Origin of the sequence: Metabacillus sp. FJAT-52054 (assembly GCF_037201815.1) — a bacterium.
In the GTDB taxonomy this organism is placed as follows: Bacteria; Bacillota; Bacilli; order Bacillales; family Bacillaceae; genus Metabacillus_B; species Metabacillus_B sediminis.
Genome location: NZ_CP147407.1, coordinates 3,922,089 through 3,940,178 on the forward strand (window position 1 = coordinate 3,922,089; position 18,090 = coordinate 3,940,178).

Genomic DNA, 18,090 nt, shown 5'->3' on the forward strand with positions numbered 1-18,090 from the left:
CTTAAGGTATTTTTTTGCTTGCGGGGAATCCTGTTGCTTCGTATGGCTTCAACGCATATTTGACTTTTGCGTCATAATCATTCAATCCATAAAACAATCTTTTTTTGCTTGGAGGGGGATCTATTATGTCAGATTCACAGTACGGAGCGGTCGCCTTCCGCTTTAAAGAGGAGTCAATCAATCATCTTGCTCAGCTCTGGTCAGTCGGGTGGGACTTGCAGTCATCTCCGATTTATTCCTGGAGCGGTACAGAGCGCAAGGATCTTGGCAAGGTCATTTTTCAGGTCACCTTATCCGGCTATGGGGAAATTCAAATAGATGGCAGGACGCATCGTGTTCAGCCCGGTCAGGCTTTTATTGTAAAAAGCCCGAGTGATTACCGTTATTATTTGCCTGAAACAAGCGAAAAGTGGGAGTTTATGTATGTAACGCTTTTTGGCAAGGAAGCGGATCGCTGCTTCGAACACATTAAGGAAAAAACGAACCAGGTCATCCGGTTTCATCCTGAATCTGTTCCAGTCAAGCTTGTTAAACAGATCTATGATGAAGCCAACAGCAAAAATATAACGTCCGCTTATAAAGGCTCAAGTCTTGCTTATCAATTCATAATGGAGCTTTACGAATATGTATCTGCGATGGACAGGGAAATGGAAGACTGGCCTGAAAGCATAGTCAGTGCTGTCCTGTTTGCCAGACATTCGTACCACAATCCCATCGGTCCTGATGAAATGGCGGATGCATCCGGGCTCTCCCGTTACCATTTCACAAGAATCTTTAAGAAAAATACAGGTCTCACACCGATTCAGTATTTAACGAATATCCGCATTGCAAAGGCGCTTGAGCTTCTTTCCCACACCAAATATACAATTGAGGAAATTGCTGTACTAGTAGGCTATACGAACGCAAATTATTTAAATAAGGTGTGCCGGAAAGTTACAGGTAAATCCCCAGGACAGCTCAGAAAAGAAAAAGCCGGGTGGCAGCAGGATAAATTCATTCAGGAATAGACTTACGCATCAATTTCAATCGTCAGCGAACCCTTTGAGTGGACAATTTTCATGCTGGTCCCAGGCGTCATAATATTTTCAAAAATATCCTTGGCCGTTTGAAGAGCAAGCTCCATCCGTTCCGCTTTCTCCGCTTCTTCTTCGTTCAATTCACTTTGACGAAGGGCGGAAAGCACTTGCTCGTGGTCTTTCTCCAAACGCTCATAAATTTCATCGTATAAGGCTTGAATTTTCATCGCGCTCACCTGCTTCTCATCCATTTGTGGCCTATTATATCATGATTTAGAGGACGAAAAAAAACCGCCGGACCCATGTCCGGCGGCACTCCTCGTTATCCATTTGCAAATCCGGCTGATGAGAAGAGTACATAGACGGTAATCATGGCAACAACCGCCGCAAAGCCCATTGGATACAGGAGCTTCCAAGGCGTCATATCCACGACCTTCTCATCTTCAAGCTCATAGACCGTGTCCTTAGGCCAGATCTTTCCGATCAGGAGCATCAGTCCGACACACAGAACAAACAATACAGCAAGAATGTGAAGGAAATGAATTCCCGTATCCCAAACAAGCTGGGTGATTGCATAAACCGAAATGAACAGCGCCAGCGAAATTTTCGCAGCAATGGCCGGCACCCGTTTCGTTGCATATCCAACAATGATAATGGTCAGAATCGGCACATTATAGAATCCGTTTACAATCTGGAGATACTGGAAAAACCCTTGTGGAACAAACATGATCAGCGGTGCCACGCACATGGCAAATATAGCAAGAAACGTACCGACAATTTTCCCGTTTTTCACAACCTGTGCATCCGTTGCATTCGGACGAACAAAAGGCTTGTAAATGTTTAACGCAAAAAGTGTAACCGATGAGTTTAATGCAGAATTAAAGGAGGATAATATCGCTCCAAACAATACGGCTGCAAAGAACCCGACAAGAGGAGTAGGAAGTACATGGTTTACAAGCTTCGGATAAGCCTCCATCGGTTCCAGTCCAGGACCAAAAATATTATAAGCGATGATTCCCGGCAGGATTAGAAAGACAGGTCCCAAAAGTTTCAGAAATGCTGTAATGACAAGCCCTTTTTGCCCCTCTTTCAGATTTTTGGCGGCAAGCGCCCTTTGAATAATATGCTGTGCTGTTCCCCAATAAAAAAGGTTAACAAGCAGCATTCCCGTAAACATCGTACTGAAAGGAACAGGATCCGTATTGGATCCGATTGAATTCAATTTTTCCGGTGTATTTTCAGCAATAGACTGGAAGCCCGCAATCGGTGAACCATCTCCAAGCATTGTCAATCCAAGGAACGGAATTAGAAGTCCTCCAATGAGCAGGCCTATTCCATTTATCGTATCGGACACTGCGACCGCTTTCAAACCGCCGAATATCGCATAAATCGATCCAATAATTCCAATCGCCCAAACCATTATCCAGATTGAGGTTTCATAGCTTACACCAAACACTTCCTGCACATTAAAAATCGAGCTTAATGCTGTCGCTCCTGAATACAAGATGGGCGGAAGAAGATTAAGGACATATCCAAACAAGAAAAGGAGCGTAACAATCTGCTTTGTTCCGCTGTCGAACCGTTTTTCAAGAAAATCCGGGATGGTCGTAATTCCTCCCTTTAAATAGCGCGGGAGCAAGAAAAAGGCTACTAAAACAAGCGCGATTGAGGATCCAACCTCCCAGCCCATTACTGACATATTAAACTTATAACCGTCTGCATTCAGCCCGACTAGCTGCTCAGTTGATAGATTTGTCAGCAATAAAGAACCGGCTATTACCCAGGCCCCAAGGCTCCGGCCGCCAAGGAAATACCCATCTTGGGTATCCAGTTTTTCATTTCTTGTAAGGAAATAAGAAATGACAGCCACTAAACCCGTAAAAAAGATAAATGAAAATATCGTCAATACATTCATGCAACCAGCTCCCAGATGTGTAGTTAACGCTTTCAAAATAACTTGTGCGCACTTTATTAAATTAATAAACTATGAATAATCTTCAGTGCTTCCCATTTTATAAACGCTTTCACATTCCGTCAACCGGGCTAAAATTGCTCGTTTAGAGGACATTTTTGCTTGAGGGGAAAAGCTGCATGGAGTTATTGAGCGGAGGATACTGGGTTTGACGCTGCTGCGGGAAGGCCGCTTTGTCTGACGAACTTGTCAGACAAAGCTCTGCTAAAAAAAGCCATCCAACTCTGGATAGCGGGTATACTGCTTATTTATTATGTTTCATGTAGGCGAGTGTCCTCCTGATTCCGGCTTCGTATGATGTAGCTGGAATGGGGCCGATAAAGTTTTGATATTTTTCTCCTGAGAGGATGACTGGGTTTTCATATAAATACATCATTTCTCTCATTTCCTTCATATTCCGATCAAACAGCCCCATCAGCCAAATGGTCCTTTTTCCTACCTTCATCACTGATTTTGTATAGCCGCCTTCCCTTTGGAATAGCTGCATCCATTCCTTCCCGCTAATCACACCTGCACCCGGAATGTTCCAGTTCTGACCGAAGGCTTCCTCCTTCATTGCCAATGCAACGGCTGCCTTTGCACCGTCCGGCGTGTAAATGTATTCTCTCTTCCTATTGAGTTCCCCAATAAAAATGGTTCTTTTATTTAAAGAAATCGGTTTGAGTGTTTGATGAAGGAGTGTATTTTCAGCATTTGGTCCATAGTAATCCGGAAAATGAAGGATCATATAGCTGACTCCTGATTCCTTTACCATTTTTTCAAGCGAAAGGCGAATCTGCCCTTTTTTAGTATGAGGACTTTTTTGCGCTGTTTCTTCTACTTTTTTGCCATTCTGCATTCCATAGGCGTAAATATTATCAATAATAATGAGTTTAGCGTTTTCAGCTTTAGCCGCATTGATTGCATTCTTCATAATAGCTGGGTGTCCGTCTGTCCAATCTGGATAAGGTACACTTACTGTATGAAAAATCAGATCTGCTCCTTTGCAGGCTTTAAGGATATCCCCTTCTGCATATGCATCACCGGTTTCAATCGCCACTCCATCTTTTCCCCCAAAATGCCGCTCCAATTTGGCTTTATTCCTGGCAAAGGCTGTGACCTTGAAGCCATTCTCAATCAGTTCGTTAACAAGGGCGTATCCCATTCCTCCTGATGCTCCTAAAATGGCTGCATGTTTCATAAAATATCATCCTTTTGTTTTTATTTAACCAGTGGTCAATAATGAGTAAAAAGCAGGCCGCAGAGTAATCTGCAGCTAAGATTTCGGAACTAATGAATTCATTAAAAACTGCACATGTTGATTGGCCATCTCTCTTGCATCCTCAAACTCCATGCCCGTTTTGCTGTAATGAGTCACAAATCCATGAAGCGAAAGGAAAATGGACCAGATTTGCGAAACCGTGACGCTGCCTGAAGAAAGCTTATATATGGATTGAGCAAACTTTTCATAGCTTAAATTTGGCTCCTCCGCAAAATAGCTCTTCACTTCCTCATCTTTTATGAGGAACATCACTTCATAATGGCTTTGATGAGTCAGTCCGAATTCAATGTATCCGAATAATATGCTTCTCAGCTTCTCTTCATTGGAAGACTGTTTCTTCTCAAGGATCCCATCCAGCACCTCATTTAGTAATTGAAAGTCCTCACGCACCATCGCATAAAAAAGTTCGGCCTTGCTTTTGAAATGGTAATAAATAGATCCATGGCTGTAACCGAGCTCGGCTGCAATTTTTCTCATGGAAACATTCTGATACCCTTCCTCTACAAAGAGTTCCCTGGCTGAAGCAATAATGATGTCTCTAGTTAATTCCTGTTTAACTGCTTTTCTTGCTGCCACTTTTACACCCCGATTTATTAACCACTGTTCAATTATAAATTTACCTTTTTTTCCATCCAATAGCAACCCCTTTTCTCCCTCACGCAGGAATCTTTATAACAGACCGATCAATTGGTATAATAAACAAGATAGATAAAAGGTTAATTTGGATGGAGGTACAACATATGAATATGCCTAAAGCATTAACCATTGCCGGTTCGGACAGCAGCGGCGGAGCAGGAATCCAAGCTGATCTGAAAACCTTCCAGGAGCATGGTGTATACGGAATGTCTGCTTTAACTGTGATTGTCGCGATGGATCCCCATAACGAATGGCACCATCAAGTCTTCCCAGTTGAGCTCGATGTGATAAAGCCCCAGCTTTCTACAATCGTCGAAGGCATTGGTGCGGATGCAATGAAAACCGGCATGCTGCCGACTGTGGATATTATCCGCCTTGCAGCCGACACAATTAAGAAACATGGTTTAAAAAATGTAGTAGTCGATCCCGTTATGGTGTGCAAAGGAGCAGATGAAGTTCTGTACCCTGAGCTTGCGGAAGCACTGCGCGATATTTTGACGCCGGCTGCTACCGTTGTGACGCCTAATCTTTTCGAAGCTGGACAGCTAAGCGGTATTGGAACGATTACAACAGTAGAACAGATGAAAGACGCTGCAGCGAAAATCCATGCATTAGGCGCTCCTTTTGTCCTTGTTAAAGGCGGCGGAAAGCTTGACCATGAAAAAGCAGTTGACGTGCTTTATGATGGAACGGATTTTGAAGTCCTGGAAAGCGAACGAATCGACACGACTTACACTCATGGCGCAGGATGCACGTACTCATCGGCAATCACTGCCAACCTCGCTAAAGGCTTGGAAGTAAAAGAAGCCATTTACGAAGCAAAAAAATTCATTACAGCAGCCATTAAGCATTCTTTCCCGCTCAATGAATACGTAGGACCTACCAACCATGCAGGCTTGAGACTGCACGGAGAATAAATAACGAAAAACAGCCCGGTTAGACGGATGGGCTGTTTTTTTGTTTGGATGTGTAGCGGGGTGAATTATGGTGAGGATAGGGATGCTTGGCATTGTGCTTTTTCCGGTTGATGCCTGGCATTGTGCTTTTTATCCCTGTGTTGCCTGGGATTTCGGTTTTGCCTGGCATTGCGGTTTTGCCTGGCATTCTTGCCTGGGATTGGAGTCTTTTTACGGTGCTGCCTGGGATTAATATGACGGATTTATGATCGAAAGTCACATATATTGGTTTGAAACTGCTACAATGGCTAGTCAACGTAGCTCAGATAAGAAAATTTGGTGCTAGAATCGGGATGAATTGGGTTATTTCGGTACGCAGTTGGGGGGCAGCTAATGAGATATCGGCTATTCTGAGCGGATATCGACCGAAATTTAAATATATCGGCGATTATTTCAATATATCGGCGAAAATTTTAATATATCGACGATTATTTCGATATATCGACGAAAATAAGCGGATATCGACTTTTCGGGAGGATACGACAGAGATGGCAGTGCCCTCTTTTCGCTGGATCCCCTTCCGCAGCCCACACCCTCCAGTCCTGCCCTATAATCGATGTGCCTGTTCTACCTTAACTTGAATCTTCGCCAATCTCCCCCCTGTCAAAATAAAGTCCAGCCAAACGTTTAGCTAGTAAACACTACGTTCAATCAACCGAGAATTCCCCTCTACCCATGAGACCGGAAATTTACCAGGGGTTACCTCAATCTCGCAGACGCAGCGATTAGCATGAGCAGGTAAAAAGGAAGCGTCCCTTTCTTCTGCACACAGTTAAAAACTTCATGAAGTCTGTGAGCATAAAGAGGTTACCGTGATTCTGAATAAAAAAGCCCGGCTGCTGAATAGCGAATCTTTTTCCCGGCTGATGCCTGGCATTCTTCCCAGTAACCTCACCTTTCAAGTTTCCTATAACCCTTTTTACCATGATTAACATCGAGTTCACAAAACACCTAGTTATCCACAAATTTATGAAGCTTTCGTTATTATTTTGTAAATTGTTAGATATACACAGGTGAAAACGCCTTTACAAACATCTTATCCACAGAACTTATCAACATATCCACAAAAGTTACCCACATTTTGTGTGGGTACATGCGTTCCCTACTATATCTGCACTTGGTATTTTAGTCATACACAAGTTGTTCACAGGTTTTCAGTTATTAACAAGGAATCGGAAAGGGCTGTGGAGAATGTATGGGGGAAGGACGGGTAAAACTTTTGCGAACTTTCATTTTTTTTCATATGCTGGTGTGCTAGAACAATAGAAAAATTCGGGGGAACCTGCTTCAATGCCAGAACTTTTCTTACTATTTCTCATTGCTTATGCAGTCTGCTTTATCCTGTTTTCACTTTTGTTTTCCTTGTTATATGTATTCTTAGGTAAAAAGAATCCACTAGGACAGGCTGCTGAAGATGTCGTGGATCTTCTCATTTTAACCCCTGCCGGATGGATGATTTCAATTTTATACTTTTTGTATCTGGTGGCAGCTTTTCCTTTTTGGTGGTTCTCCAGACGAAAATAAAGAACAAGCCCCCGGTTAAAATGGGGGCTTATTCTTTATTTATTATTAAAGCCTTTCTTTTGCACAAATTCTTTCATGTACATCCTTTGAGGGTGCGCTAGCATTTGCGCCATTTGGCCGGTCCATGTATCAGAGCGCCTTCCGTCTGTACGTTCATTATAGTAAGCAGACACGGTTTCGTTATATTCTTTCAGCTGCTCTTCGTATTGCTCTCCGGTGTCATAGTGGTCTTCAAAATAAACATGGTTAAATGGAAGCCGCGGTTTAACATCCGGGTTTTGATCAGGATAGCCAATTGTCATTCCAAAGAGCGGAATGACTCGGTCAGGAGTTTTAAGAACACTTGATACTTCAGGAAGATTGTTTCTTAATCCCCCGATGTAGCAAATGCCAAGTCCCATCGATTCTGCAGCGATTGCTGTATTTTGGGCAGCGAGAGCGGCATCTATAATAGCTACCATGAATTTTTCCGTGCTTTCGATGGATTCGGTAACTTCCTGTTTCTCCATTTCTCCTGCTTTTTCGTGGCGGTACAGGTCTGCACAGAATACAAAGAAGTGACCATTATGAGCAACATATGACTGGTTTCCTGCAAGCTCAGCCAGCTTTTGCTTCGTTTCGGGATTTTTCACACCGATGATCGAATAGGCTTGAATATTGCTGGATGTAGAGGCAGCCTGCGCGGCTTTCACGAGCAGAGATATTTGTTCGTCCGATAGGGGACGATCTTGAAACTTCCGTATTGAGCGATGATTTAAAATGGTTTCAATGGTTGTATTCATTTGATTCAACCCTTTCTCATGCAAGTCGGTTAGAGCTATAGATTGTTTTATATTTTTAGCTTTTCTTCCATAACAAAGCTGCATCCTCATGAATTTCCTGATTAAAGAGTAGCGGAGTTGATTGCCCTCCGTCAAACAATTGAATTTGAGCCGAAAAAAAAATCCCCTTCAGAGATCGAAGGGGTTCTTTATGTTTTCGGGAAGGTAAAGCCTTCTCCGAATACATCGCGTACATCATGAATTACGACAAACGCTTTGTCATCAATTTTATGAACAATTTTTTTCAGCTGAAAAAGCTCTTGTTTATTAATGACGATATAGAGAATATCGCGCGATTCATTCGTATAGCTGCCTTTTGCAGAAATGACCGTGACACCCCGGTCCATATCTTCATTAACCCGGCTCGCCACTTCATCCGCATGATCAGAAATAATGGTGGCAGCTTTTCTCGTATCGAAGCCTTCGAGAATATAATCGAGCACTTTGGTACTAATGTAGATAGAGATTACGGTATACATGGTATTAGCAGCACCTATGACAAAATAAGAGCTTAGCACCACAATCATATCGAACAGCAGCATCGAGCTGCTTACACTCCAGCCAAGATATTTTTGAGTCATTCTCGCAAGAATAGCCGAGCCCCCGGTTGTACCGCCTGCGCGAAGAACGAGTCCGAGACCGACACCGATGAAAATGCCGGCAAAAACAGTTCCCAAAATGGCATCTTCAACTGGTGCTGCCATTCCTTCCGTTAGATGCAGGAAAACGGAAGTGAACACAATGGAGATGATAGAATAATAGGTTACACGCTTACTCAGTAAGCGAAAGCCGACTGATAGCAAAATACCGTTCATAATGAAGTTGGTGATGCCAGGGGACCAATGAAGCACATAGTAAAGAAGCATCGAAATTCCCGTTACGCCGCCTTCACCCAGCTCATTTGGGATGGCAAACAGATTAACCCCAATGGCAAAAAAGAAAGATCCTATGATGAGCAAGCTGTATTCTTTAATATTTGTAAGCATAGTTGTCTCTCCTCGAAGATTTTCGTAAAAAAGGCCGGTGTCCGGAACAGATCTATTCCGTGCAGCGGTCTTCGGAATCACTGAACAGACCTGCCTCCTTCAGACCTCAGGCTTCAAGTCTGTCCAATACTATAGCACCCTCTAAGGCGATTATCAACACTCAGAAGGGTATTAAAATTCTTCCATTTCCGTTTGTTTCGTTTCTCTCCCCAAAAATGCAACGGAAAGCACACCGATGATGATGGAGAAACAGAAAATGGTAAAGATTGTTCCAATTTCAACATTCATTTTAATCAGATATCCAACAAGCAGCGGTCCCAATATTCCACCGATTCTTCCGAACGAGGCCGCCATCCCTGATCCGGTTCCCCGAATGGAAGTTGGATACTGTTCAGGGGTGTATGCATAGAGCGCTCCCCATGCCCCTAGATTAAAGAAGGAAAGAAACATTCCTGACGCAAGAAGCAGCGCTGGTGTTTCTGCATTTCCAAAGAAATAGGCACTCAGAGCAGTACCTGACAGGTAAACAATCAGGACAAATTTCCTGCCCTTTTTTTCAATCAGCCAGGCCGCACTGAAGTAACCTGGGAGCTGAGCAAGAGTCATAATAAGGACATATTCAAAGCTTTTAATTAAGGTGAATCCTTTCATGGTCATGACGCTTGGCAGCCATAGAAACATTCCGTAATAGGAAAAAACCACAGAAAACCATAGAATCCACAGCATAGCGGTGCGTTTTTTGTATTTCCCGCCCCATACCTTTGCTATTTTTTGCAGCATCGTTTCCTGGTCTTTTTCCTGAACAGCCTTAAACGCTTTGGAATCCGGAAGATTCCATCGTAAATATAGAGCATAAAATGCAGGAAGTGCACTGATGACCAGTGCTGTCTGCCAGCCAAAACGCGGAATGATAAAGAAGGCAATCAAGGCTGCAAGGAGCCATCCGCCCGCCCAAAAGCTTTCCAGAAGTACAACAATGCGGCCTCTTTCATGCGGTTTCACACTTTCAGAGACGAGCGTCGAGGCAACCGGAAGCTCGCCGCCTAAACCCATTCCTATGATAAATCGCAAAACAAGAAAAACCGGCAGCGCCCAAGCAAGCGCGGATAACCCGCTTCCCACTGAAAATAACAGAAGAGTGATAATAAAAACGTTTTTTCTGCCGATGCGGTCCGCCATCAAACCAAAAATGAGAGCACCGACTGCCATCCCGATTGAATTGACCGAGCCGATCCAAGCCATTTGATCCGGTTTCAGCTGCCACTCCACCGCAAGCGCGGCGATAATAAATGAGAGGAGTCCAACATCCATTGCATCAAACATCCATCCCATTCCTGCTATTCCTAAAAGCTTCCTTTTCGAAAGCTTTGTTTGATCATTCATATGTAACACCCTTCTTTTTCAAAATTCTTCTTTATTATGTCACAATCCGATATTTTAGGAAATAAGAATAGCAGCGGAATATTCCCCTTCAAAGTTTCCATGTTCCAGCATGCTGCTTTCAGATAAGAAAAGGATACTATTATTTGACAAGGAAAGAAGCTATTCAAAAAAGAGCAGCATCATAATTGAATGAATGAGGTGCCATATCTTATGGAATTTAAACTAGAAAAATTAGAGGGATATACTCCCCAAATAGGCCATCTTGTCACACAAATGGAATATGCCAGAAAAACAACATTAGAAGCAGTCACCGGTTTAACAACCTCCGAATTAGATTTTTTACCAATCAAGGATGGGAATAGTATCGGAGCCCTGCTGCTGCATATAGCAGCAGTTGAAAAAGGGTTCCAAATAGAGATTTTTGATGGAAGAAGCCCGAATGAGCAAGAGATGGCAGAATGGGGTGCACCGTACAGTCTGGGAGCAGAAGGAAGAAAAAGTATCAAAGGATATCCTTTGGAATACTACATTTCCAAGCTTGAAGATGTCAGAAACAGAACAATGAGCGAATTTGCTGCTTTAAATGATGACTGGCTTTACGAAAATAGAGTATGGGATCACCACCCGTCTAATAATTATTTCATCTGGTTTCACGTGTTTGAGGATGAAATCAACCATAGAGGTCAAATAAGGCTGATTAGGAAAATGCTGACTCATAAATAATGAGGTATTACGTTTTACGGGCCTGGTTACCTAATACAGCGTTTTTCAGTGAAGTGGATTAGTAACCGTCTCACAATACCAGCAGCCCTTATTGAATAACCGTACCCTGAGCAGGGATGGGGTTTTCTTTCAGCATTCTGGCGAAATGCATCAGGTTAAATGCCAGCATTTGCACATGCTGTTTTGTAAATTCATTTTTATATCCTTCCGCTTCAATAAAAGAAGGTCCTGGTCCAGCCTCTCCCACCCAATATGTATCAACATTTGGAGGAACGGTGAGGCCCATATGCGAAAGACCGTATAAAATGGATTTAGCCGCATCTTTTGCTCCATCCTCATTCCCAGTTATAACAACTCCGCCGACTTTGTTGTAATAGATGGATTGTCCTTTTTCATTGGTCAGGCTGCTTCCGCCATACAGCCTCTCCATAACCATGGCTGCAATGCTGCTCTTCTCCCCAATCCAAAGAGGGGTGCCTATAATTAGAATGTCCGCCTCTTTCACTTTTTCAAAAATCTGCGGCCATTCATCTCCTCCGCCCATATCATCGGAGATTCCAAAAGCTACGTTATAATCAGCTACCCTGACTGTCTCAGTAAATACTCCTTCACGCTGCATAATGCCGGTTACCTTTTTAACTAACGCTTCCGTATTTGATTCTTCATCACCCTTTTTCAGGGAACAGTTCAATAACAATGCTTTTAATGTCATTTTTTTGTCCTCCTCAAAGTATATAGTTTAAAAATTCCACAAATGAGAAATGCTAAACGTAAAAATAGGCAAATTTTCTCAAACAAAATCCTTTAATTATCAGAATTTTGTGATATACTAGTTGTAACAGAAAGTTCACAAATTGTTCTTTTCTCTGTCACAATTGGTCAAGTTATGTAAGCGTTATCAAATTTGACAAGGAGGTAAGTGAAATGGATGTGTTCGTGGTTTATCTTTTCATCGCGACAGCAACTCCTTTATTTCTCTGGCCTGAACGAAAGAGATTAGCAATCATCCATATTCCATTTATTGTTGGAATGTGGGCTTACTTTCTCCTCTATCTCAGCGGAAGCTTAAATTTCATCGACCACTACGTCCTCAATATGATCTTCGTCGGCAATGTCGTATTTGCCCATATCGCAGCATTCCTAATTTATGCCTTCCCAATCATTAAGCGTGAGCATGAGAAGAAACACGCTCCAAAATCACCAATCATTGAATAAGCCTTGCATCGAACGCGGTGCAGGGTTTTTTCTTGTTTTAGGCTGCTGCAGATTCACTTTTACTCTGTAATCGGGCGTTGAGGATTATCACGGACACTCCTGGGTGGATATCAGACATTCTTGTCATGATATCACCCGGCCCGCTCCGGATATCGGACACTTTGTCTCATTTATCGGACGTTCTCGCTTTTATCGGACACTCTTGAATGGATATCAGACATTCAAGTACGGATATCGCCCGCTCCGCTCCGGATATCGGACACTTCCCCTCATTTATCGGACGTTCTCGCTTTTATCGGACACTCTTGTCAGGGTATCGCCCGCTCCGCTCCGGATATCGGACACTTTGCCTCATTTATCGGACGTTCTCGGTTTTATCGGACATCCCTGGATGGATATCGGACACTCTTGTCAGGATATCGCCCGCTCCGCTCCGGATATCGGACACTTTGCCTCATTTATCGGACGTTCTCGCTTTTATCGGACACTCCTGGGTGGATATCGGACATTCTTGTCAGGATATCGCCCGCTCCGCTCCGGATATCGGACACTTTGCCTCATTTATCGGACGTTCTCGGTTTTATCGGACATCCCTGGATGGATATCGGACACTCTTGTCAGGATATCGCCCGCCCACTCCGGATATCGGACACTTTACTTACTTTATCGGACACTCACGCTTTTATCGGTATCGGACATTTGCGATGTAGTACAGTTTTCCAGCAGAGCTGCCTTTAGATTAAAACAAAAAACCGGTAAGCGATGCCCCATCTGGGATAGCGATTACCGGTTTACTATTGTTTATTTACCTTCATGTTCTCCATGTTCACCATGAGAAGGCGGGTTTTTCTGATGTTCTGAGTGACCGCCATGCGATCCCATTACCCAAACTGTTCCAGCTACGATTACAATCGCAATGAATGCTGCAAACACAGTATTGAGGGTTTGAATCCATCCGCTGCTGCTCTCTGTCATATGCATGAACATAAGCAGCTGAAGTGCAGCCTGGAAGAAAGCAAAAACGAAAATGATGATCAGGATAGTGGTATCAGAGAATCCTGATGCTAAGCCTACCCACAGAGCGAGCAATGTTAAAACGATGGATAATGCAAAACCAATGACATTGCTCCATGGGAATTTATCATGAGATGAATGTGTGTTATGAGATGTTTGAGTATTTCCAGCCATATTACAACACCATCCCCATCAAATAGACTCCAGTGAAAATGAAAATCCAGACGACGTCAAGGAAATGCCAGTAAAGACTTGAGATAAAAAGCTTCGTAGCAGTTTGTGGTGTTAAACCGCGCTTTTTAACCTGGATTAGGATTAAGGAAATCCATGCGATACCGATGGATACGTGAAGTCCGTGTGTCCCTGCAAGAACAAAGAATGCGGACCAGAAAGCACTCGTCTGGAGCGTAGCGCCTTCATGTACATACTCGACGAACTCATATACTTCGTAGCCAACAAACCCGGCGCCGAGAAGAAGGGTAATAATCGTCCAAATGAATACACCCTTCATGTTGTGGCGGCGCAGCTCATGAATGGCAATACCGCTTGTAAAACTGCTTATCAAAAGCAGGAATGTCATAATCAATACGCCTTCTACTTTGAACATATCCCCAGGAAGCGGACCATCTGCAGTTTGGTTAAATAATGCGAAATACGTTGCAAAAAGTGTAGAGAACAACGCAATTTCCGCTCCAAGGAAAATCCAGAAGCCTACAATATTCAATCTGCCTATTTCAGATTGATATTCCAGCGGCGTGTTTGAACCATCATGTGTGTGTGAATGTCCCAAATTTCACGCCTCCTTTAAACGGTTGCCCGTTTTTCAGTTTCTTGTATTTCTTCTACGCTGACGTAGTAGCCATCGTCAATTTCAAGCGAGCGAAGAATCATTGTTGCAAATACACCGACTAATCCGATAATCGCCATCCACCATAGGGAGAAGACCATACCGAATCCTGCGATACCGAAAGCTACTGACATAATAAGCGGTCTGCCGGAATAGTTCGGCATGTGAATCGGTTTATATTCAACTGCTTCGCGTTTGCCAGTCGTTTTATTTCTTTGTTTCATTCTCCACCATTCATCCATGCCAGTTACTTCAGGGATAACAGCGAAGTTGTAGTGCGGAGGAATTGCTGTAGATGTCGCCCACTCAAGTGTACGGCCATCCCAAGCATCTCCTGTTTGCTCTCTTTCCGCAAAACGGAAGCTGTAATAGATGTTGTAAACAAGAACCATAAATCCAACAGCCATACCAAGTGCTCCGATTGAAGCAACAATGTTCAGATCCTGCCAGCCGTCAGCTGCATCGTATGTGTTAACACGGCGCGGCATACCGTCAAGACCTAAGAAGAACATTGGGAAGAAACAAACGTTAAATCCAATGTTAAAGAACCAGAAGCTCCAGCGGCCGATTCTTTCGTTCAGCTTGTGGCCGAACATTTTTGGATACCAGTAGTAAAGACCAGCGAAACATGCATAAACTGTTCCGGCAATCAATACGTAGTGGAAATGGGCAACAAGGAAGTACGTATTATGGTATTGATAGTCAGCTGCTGCCATTGCTAGCATAACCCCTGTAACTCCCCCGATTACGAATGTCGGGATGAAAGCAAGAGACCAAAGCATTGCAACAGTGAATTTAATTCTTCCTTTGTAAAGCGTAAACAGCCAGTTAAATATTTTTACACCTGTAGGAATGGCAATTGCCATGGTTGTGATTGAGAATACAGAGTTAACTCCAGCGCTTGAACCCATTGTAAAGAAGTGATGCACCCATACAAGGAAGCTCAAACCGGAAATAACAACGATTGCGGCAACCATCGCTTTATATCCGAACAGTGCTTTTCGTGCAAATGTAGCAATGATTTCCGAGAAAATACCGAAAGCCGGAAGGATAACGATATATACCTCAGGATGTCCCCAAATCCAGAAAAGGTTCGCCCATAGCATCGGCATACCGCCGTCTGCAAGAGTAAAGAAGTGGGAACCGAACAAACGGTCAAATGTCATAAGTGCAAGTGCTACAGTCAATACAGGGAAAGCGAACACAATGATTAGGCATGTGATAAGTGCAGTCCATGTAAACATAGGCATACGCATAAGCGTCATACCTTTTGCACGCATTTTCAAAATTGTAACCATGAAGTTAATACCGGTCATCAATGTACCGATACCTGCTACTTGAAGACCAAGCAAATAGTAGTTCTGCCCTGGTCCAGGAGAGCTTTCAACACCGGCAAGAGGCATGTAAGCTGTCCAGCCTGCTGATGGAGAACCCCCGAATACAAATGAAATATTAAAGAGCATCGCTCCGACGAAAAATGTCCAAAAGCTCAATGAGTTCAAATAAGGATAAGCAACGTCGCGTGCACCGATTTGAAGAGGAACAACAACGTTGATCAGTCCAATCAGGAACGGCATCGCCATGAAGATAATCATGATCGTTCCATGTGTTGTGAATATTTCATTGTAATGCTGCGAGTTCAGGAACTCTGCATTATTTACCGTGAGCTGAGCACGCATAAGGAGTGCATCGACCCCTCCGCGGAAAAGCATCAAAATTGCGGCAATGATATACATAATCCCCAATTTTTTATGGTCAACCGAAGTCAGCCAGTTCGTCCATAGCCATTTCCATTTTTTGAAGTAGGAAAGGACGAAAATAATTGCAACTGTAGTAAGACCAATAGATACCTGAGCTCCCATAATAAGCGGGTCGTCAAGAATCAAATTGTTCTTGATAAATTCGAACATTGAATTTCCTCCTTTCCTATTTGGAGCCTAATTCTTCCCCGGTATCATTCTTTTCTTTTTCTTCGGTCTTTGAATGATGCTCCTGGTAAGTTACTCCGTATTTCTCACGGACTCTGATTGCATATTCAGGGTCCTTTGCGTGATCTACAAATCCTAAGTGAGTTGAGGAGAATGTCATCGGTTTCGCATCACCAGGGAACATTAATTTCTCATACTGCTCCTCTTTCAGTTCAGGAGCACTTTGGCTTTTCTTCACCCAGGCAGCGAAATCTTCCTCTGTTTGGGAGTAGACTTTAAAACGCTGTTTTGTAAATCCTTCACCTGTGAAGTTGGCATTGCGTCCTTCGTATACACCAGGCTCATCGGATTGAAGGTAAAGCTTCATTTCCATTTCTGACATAGCATATTTCTGTCCGCCTAGCTGAGGAATCCAGAATGATGCCATTGTGTCAGCAGATGTTAAACGGAATTCCAGCGGACGATCTTCAGGAATATAAAGCTGATTGACCGTTTCAATGTCTTCCTCCGGATAGCTGAAGATCCACTTCCAGTCTACAGATGTTGCATAAACGACAAGCGGCTTCTTATCCGCATGTTCACTTTCCGGTATTTCCTCCAGGCTGTAAATGGCCTGAACTGTTGGAATGGAAAGCGCGATTACGATAATAATCGGAATAACCGTCCAAACAATCTCAAGGAACTTGCTGCCTTCCATTTCAGGCGGCTCATATCCCATGTTTGTTGGGCGCTCACGATATTTAATAATGATAAGAACAAACAGGACAAAAACAACTGCTATGATAAACAGCATAAATACAATAGAGAGCATGATCAGGTCTCTTTGCTGCGCGGCAACCGGTCCTTTCGGATCGAGAACGGCCATCTGGCTGCAGCCGCCAAGCAAAAATACTGACATCAAAGCTCCAAATAAAATGATAGGTTTCAAATATTTACCCAAAAGGTTCACCATCCTTCCCAATCCTTCTATAAATAATGACAAAAAAGTCTATAAGCACAGCAATCACTTAAACTTTTACCCTTATAGTAACAGACCACAAACAAAAATGGCTTTCCAAATTTTAATGTCATCCAGTTTTCATACAAAAGTCACATCTTGTTCAATATTTTTTCACAATATGTTCACACAATTGGATAAATCTTGATTTAGCGGAAAATCCATTCTTTGTAACCATCTGGATGGCAGTAGCAGAAAAGTAAAATTTTATTGAGTGTACGTGACGAGATGCAGAATTTACTGTCCGTTAACAAGTGATAAACGCTTTCATTGTTTGCCCGGCTTACGTTTGAACTTTTTTGTACGGTGGAATATACAAATTATATCAGGGAGGTGGAGATTTTGTCGAAAGAAAGCACTAAACACCATAATGAACATCCTGAACAGGTCCCGACAGATAATGAGAGCTTGCATGATAAATTTGAAAATGAACAAACGGTTGATTCCATTCCTTTGGAAGATTTGAAAAAAGATATGCAGGATGAGAAAAAGAAGCATAAAACAAAGGATGATTCTGATTCAGAAGATCAATTTAAAAAGAGAAAATAAGAAAAACGGCGTATCCGCTGAGTCATTAGCCGGTGCGCCGTTTCTTTTTGCTTTATCAGCATTTCATTAAAACTATTCGGCATTATTGTGAAGGGATGAAAAGGATCTGTCAAAATACCTCTTGGATCTATATCCGTCATACCCAAGTTAACATGACAAATAGTGATGAGAGACTGTACTCGTTCTAGATATTTTTTAGTAAAAATGCAATTTAAAACTCATAATAAATTTAAAAAAGAGGCGGTTTTTTTAGGGCTCCAGT

General features: G+C 42.9%; 17 protein-coding genes. 5 read left to right on the top strand and 12 right to left on the bottom strand.

The window, feature by feature from the left end; translation table 11 throughout:
• Positions 1-125 precede the first annotated feature (125 nt).
• On the top strand, positions 126-1,007 hold the full coding sequence (locus tag WCV65_RS20220) for an AraC family transcriptional regulator (RefSeq protein ID WP_338778947.1): 882 nt from the start codon (positions 126-128) through the stop codon (positions 1,005-1,007).
• 2 nt (positions 1,008-1,009) lie between these two features.
• On the opposite strand, the gene WCV65_RS20225 is transcribed toward WCV65_RS20220, so the two are convergent.
• From WCV65_RS20225 to WCV65_RS20240, 4 genes are all read right to left on the bottom strand, one after another.
• Positions 1,010-1,243 (bottom strand): hypothetical protein, encoded by a 234-nt coding sequence (locus WCV65_RS20225; RefSeq protein WP_035407915.1) that lies wholly within the window; start codon positions 1,241-1,243, stop codon positions 1,010-1,012.
• A gap of 95 nt (positions 1,244-1,338) precedes the next feature.
• Entirely contained in the window at positions 1,339-2,931 is a 1,593-nt protein-coding gene (locus tag WCV65_RS20230; protein WP_338778950.1) for a solute:sodium symporter family transporter, read from the bottom strand.
• Positions 2,932-3,232: 301 nt separating this feature from the next.
• On the bottom strand, positions 3,233-4,168 hold the full coding sequence (locus WCV65_RS20235; RefSeq protein ID WP_338778952.1) for an NAD(P)H-binding protein: 936 nt from the start codon (positions 4,166-4,168) through the stop codon (positions 3,233-3,235).
• 75 nt (positions 4,169-4,243) lie between these two features.
• Positions 4,244-4,825, bottom strand: a complete 582-nt coding sequence (locus tag WCV65_RS20240) for a TetR/AcrR family transcriptional regulator (RefSeq protein ID WP_338782383.1) — start codon at positions 4,823-4,825, stop codon at positions 4,244-4,246.
• Between the two features lie 164 nt (positions 4,826-4,989).
• Between WCV65_RS20240 and WCV65_RS20245 the strand changes: the two genes are divergently transcribed.
• Entirely contained in the window at positions 4,990-5,802 is an 813-nt protein-coding gene (locus WCV65_RS20245) for a bifunctional hydroxymethylpyrimidine kinase/phosphomethylpyrimidine kinase (RefSeq protein ID WP_338778954.1), read from the top strand.
• A 1,598-nt stretch (positions 5,803-7,400) separates the two neighbouring features.
• On the opposite strand, the gene nfsA is transcribed toward WCV65_RS20245, so the two are convergent.
• From nfsA to WCV65_RS20260, 3 genes are all read right to left on the bottom strand, one after another.
• Entirely contained in the window at positions 7,401-8,147 is a 747-nt protein-coding gene (nfsA, locus tag WCV65_RS20250; protein ID WP_338778956.1) for an oxygen-insensitive NADPH nitroreductase, read from the bottom strand.
• A 188-nt stretch (positions 8,148-8,335) separates the two neighbouring features.
• Positions 8,336-9,172, bottom strand: a complete 837-nt coding sequence (locus WCV65_RS20255) for a YitT family protein (protein WP_338778958.1) — start codon at positions 9,170-9,172, stop codon at positions 8,336-8,338.
• A 171-nt stretch (positions 9,173-9,343) separates the two neighbouring features.
• On the bottom strand, positions 9,344-10,555 hold the full coding sequence (locus tag WCV65_RS20260; protein WP_338778960.1) for an MFS transporter: 1,212 nt from the start codon (positions 10,553-10,555) through the stop codon (positions 9,344-9,346).
• 210 nt (positions 10,556-10,765) lie between these two features.
• On the opposite strand from WCV65_RS20260, the gene WCV65_RS20265 reads away from it, so the two are divergent.
• The gene (locus WCV65_RS20265) at positions 10,766-11,278 is read left to right on the top strand and encodes a DinB family protein (RefSeq protein WP_338778962.1); all 513 of its coding nucleotides are present in this window, start codon (positions 10,766-10,768) and stop codon (positions 11,276-11,278) included.
• Positions 11,279-11,366: 88 nt separating this feature from the next.
• On the opposite strand, the gene WCV65_RS20270 is transcribed toward WCV65_RS20265, so the two are convergent.
• Entirely contained in the window at positions 11,367-11,990 is a 624-nt protein-coding gene (locus tag WCV65_RS20270; protein ID WP_338778964.1) for a flavodoxin family protein, read from the bottom strand.
• 212 nt (positions 11,991-12,202) lie between these two features.
• Here WCV65_RS20270 and WCV65_RS20275 point away from each other — a divergent pair, with 212 nt between their 5' ends.
• The gene (locus tag WCV65_RS20275) at positions 12,203-12,493 is read left to right on the top strand and encodes a spore morphogenesis/germination protein YwcE (protein ID WP_035407889.1); all 291 of its coding nucleotides are present in this window, start codon (positions 12,203-12,205) and stop codon (positions 12,491-12,493) included.
• 801 nt (positions 12,494-13,294) lie between these two features.
• Here the strand turns inward: WCV65_RS20275 and qoxD are convergent.
• The 4 genes from qoxD to qoxA are packed head-to-tail and all read right to left on the bottom strand — an operon-like array spanning position 13,295 to position 17,234.
• Positions 13,295-13,681 carry a cytochrome aa3 quinol oxidase subunit IV gene (qoxD, locus tag WCV65_RS20280; RefSeq protein ID WP_035410278.1) on the bottom strand — a complete coding sequence of 129 codons (387 nt, stop codon included), beginning with the start codon at positions 13,679-13,681 and terminating at the stop codon, positions 13,295-13,297.
• Position 13,682: 1 nt separating this feature from the next.
• Positions 13,683-14,297 (bottom strand): cytochrome aa3 quinol oxidase subunit III, encoded by a 615-nt coding sequence (qoxC, locus tag WCV65_RS20285; RefSeq protein ID WP_035410281.1) that lies wholly within the window; start codon positions 14,295-14,297, stop codon positions 13,683-13,685.
• Between the two features lie 14 nt (positions 14,298-14,311).
• Positions 14,312-16,264 carry a cytochrome aa3 quinol oxidase subunit I gene (gene qoxB, locus WCV65_RS20290; RefSeq protein ID WP_051860776.1) on the bottom strand — a complete coding sequence of 651 codons (1,953 nt, stop codon included), beginning with the start codon at positions 16,262-16,264 and terminating at the stop codon, positions 14,312-14,314.
• Between the two features lie 16 nt (positions 16,265-16,280).
• Positions 16,281-17,234, bottom strand: coding sequence for a cytochrome aa3 quinol oxidase subunit II (gene qoxA / locus WCV65_RS20295; protein WP_338778967.1), 954 nt, complete (start codon positions 17,232-17,234; stop codon positions 16,281-16,283).
• Positions 17,235-17,612: 378 nt separating this feature from the next.
• Here qoxA and WCV65_RS20300 point away from each other — a divergent pair, with 378 nt between their 5' ends.
• Entirely contained in the window at positions 17,613-17,828 is a 216-nt protein-coding gene (locus WCV65_RS20300) for a hypothetical protein (protein WP_338778968.1), read from the top strand.
• Positions 17,829-18,090 lie beyond the last annotated feature (262 nt).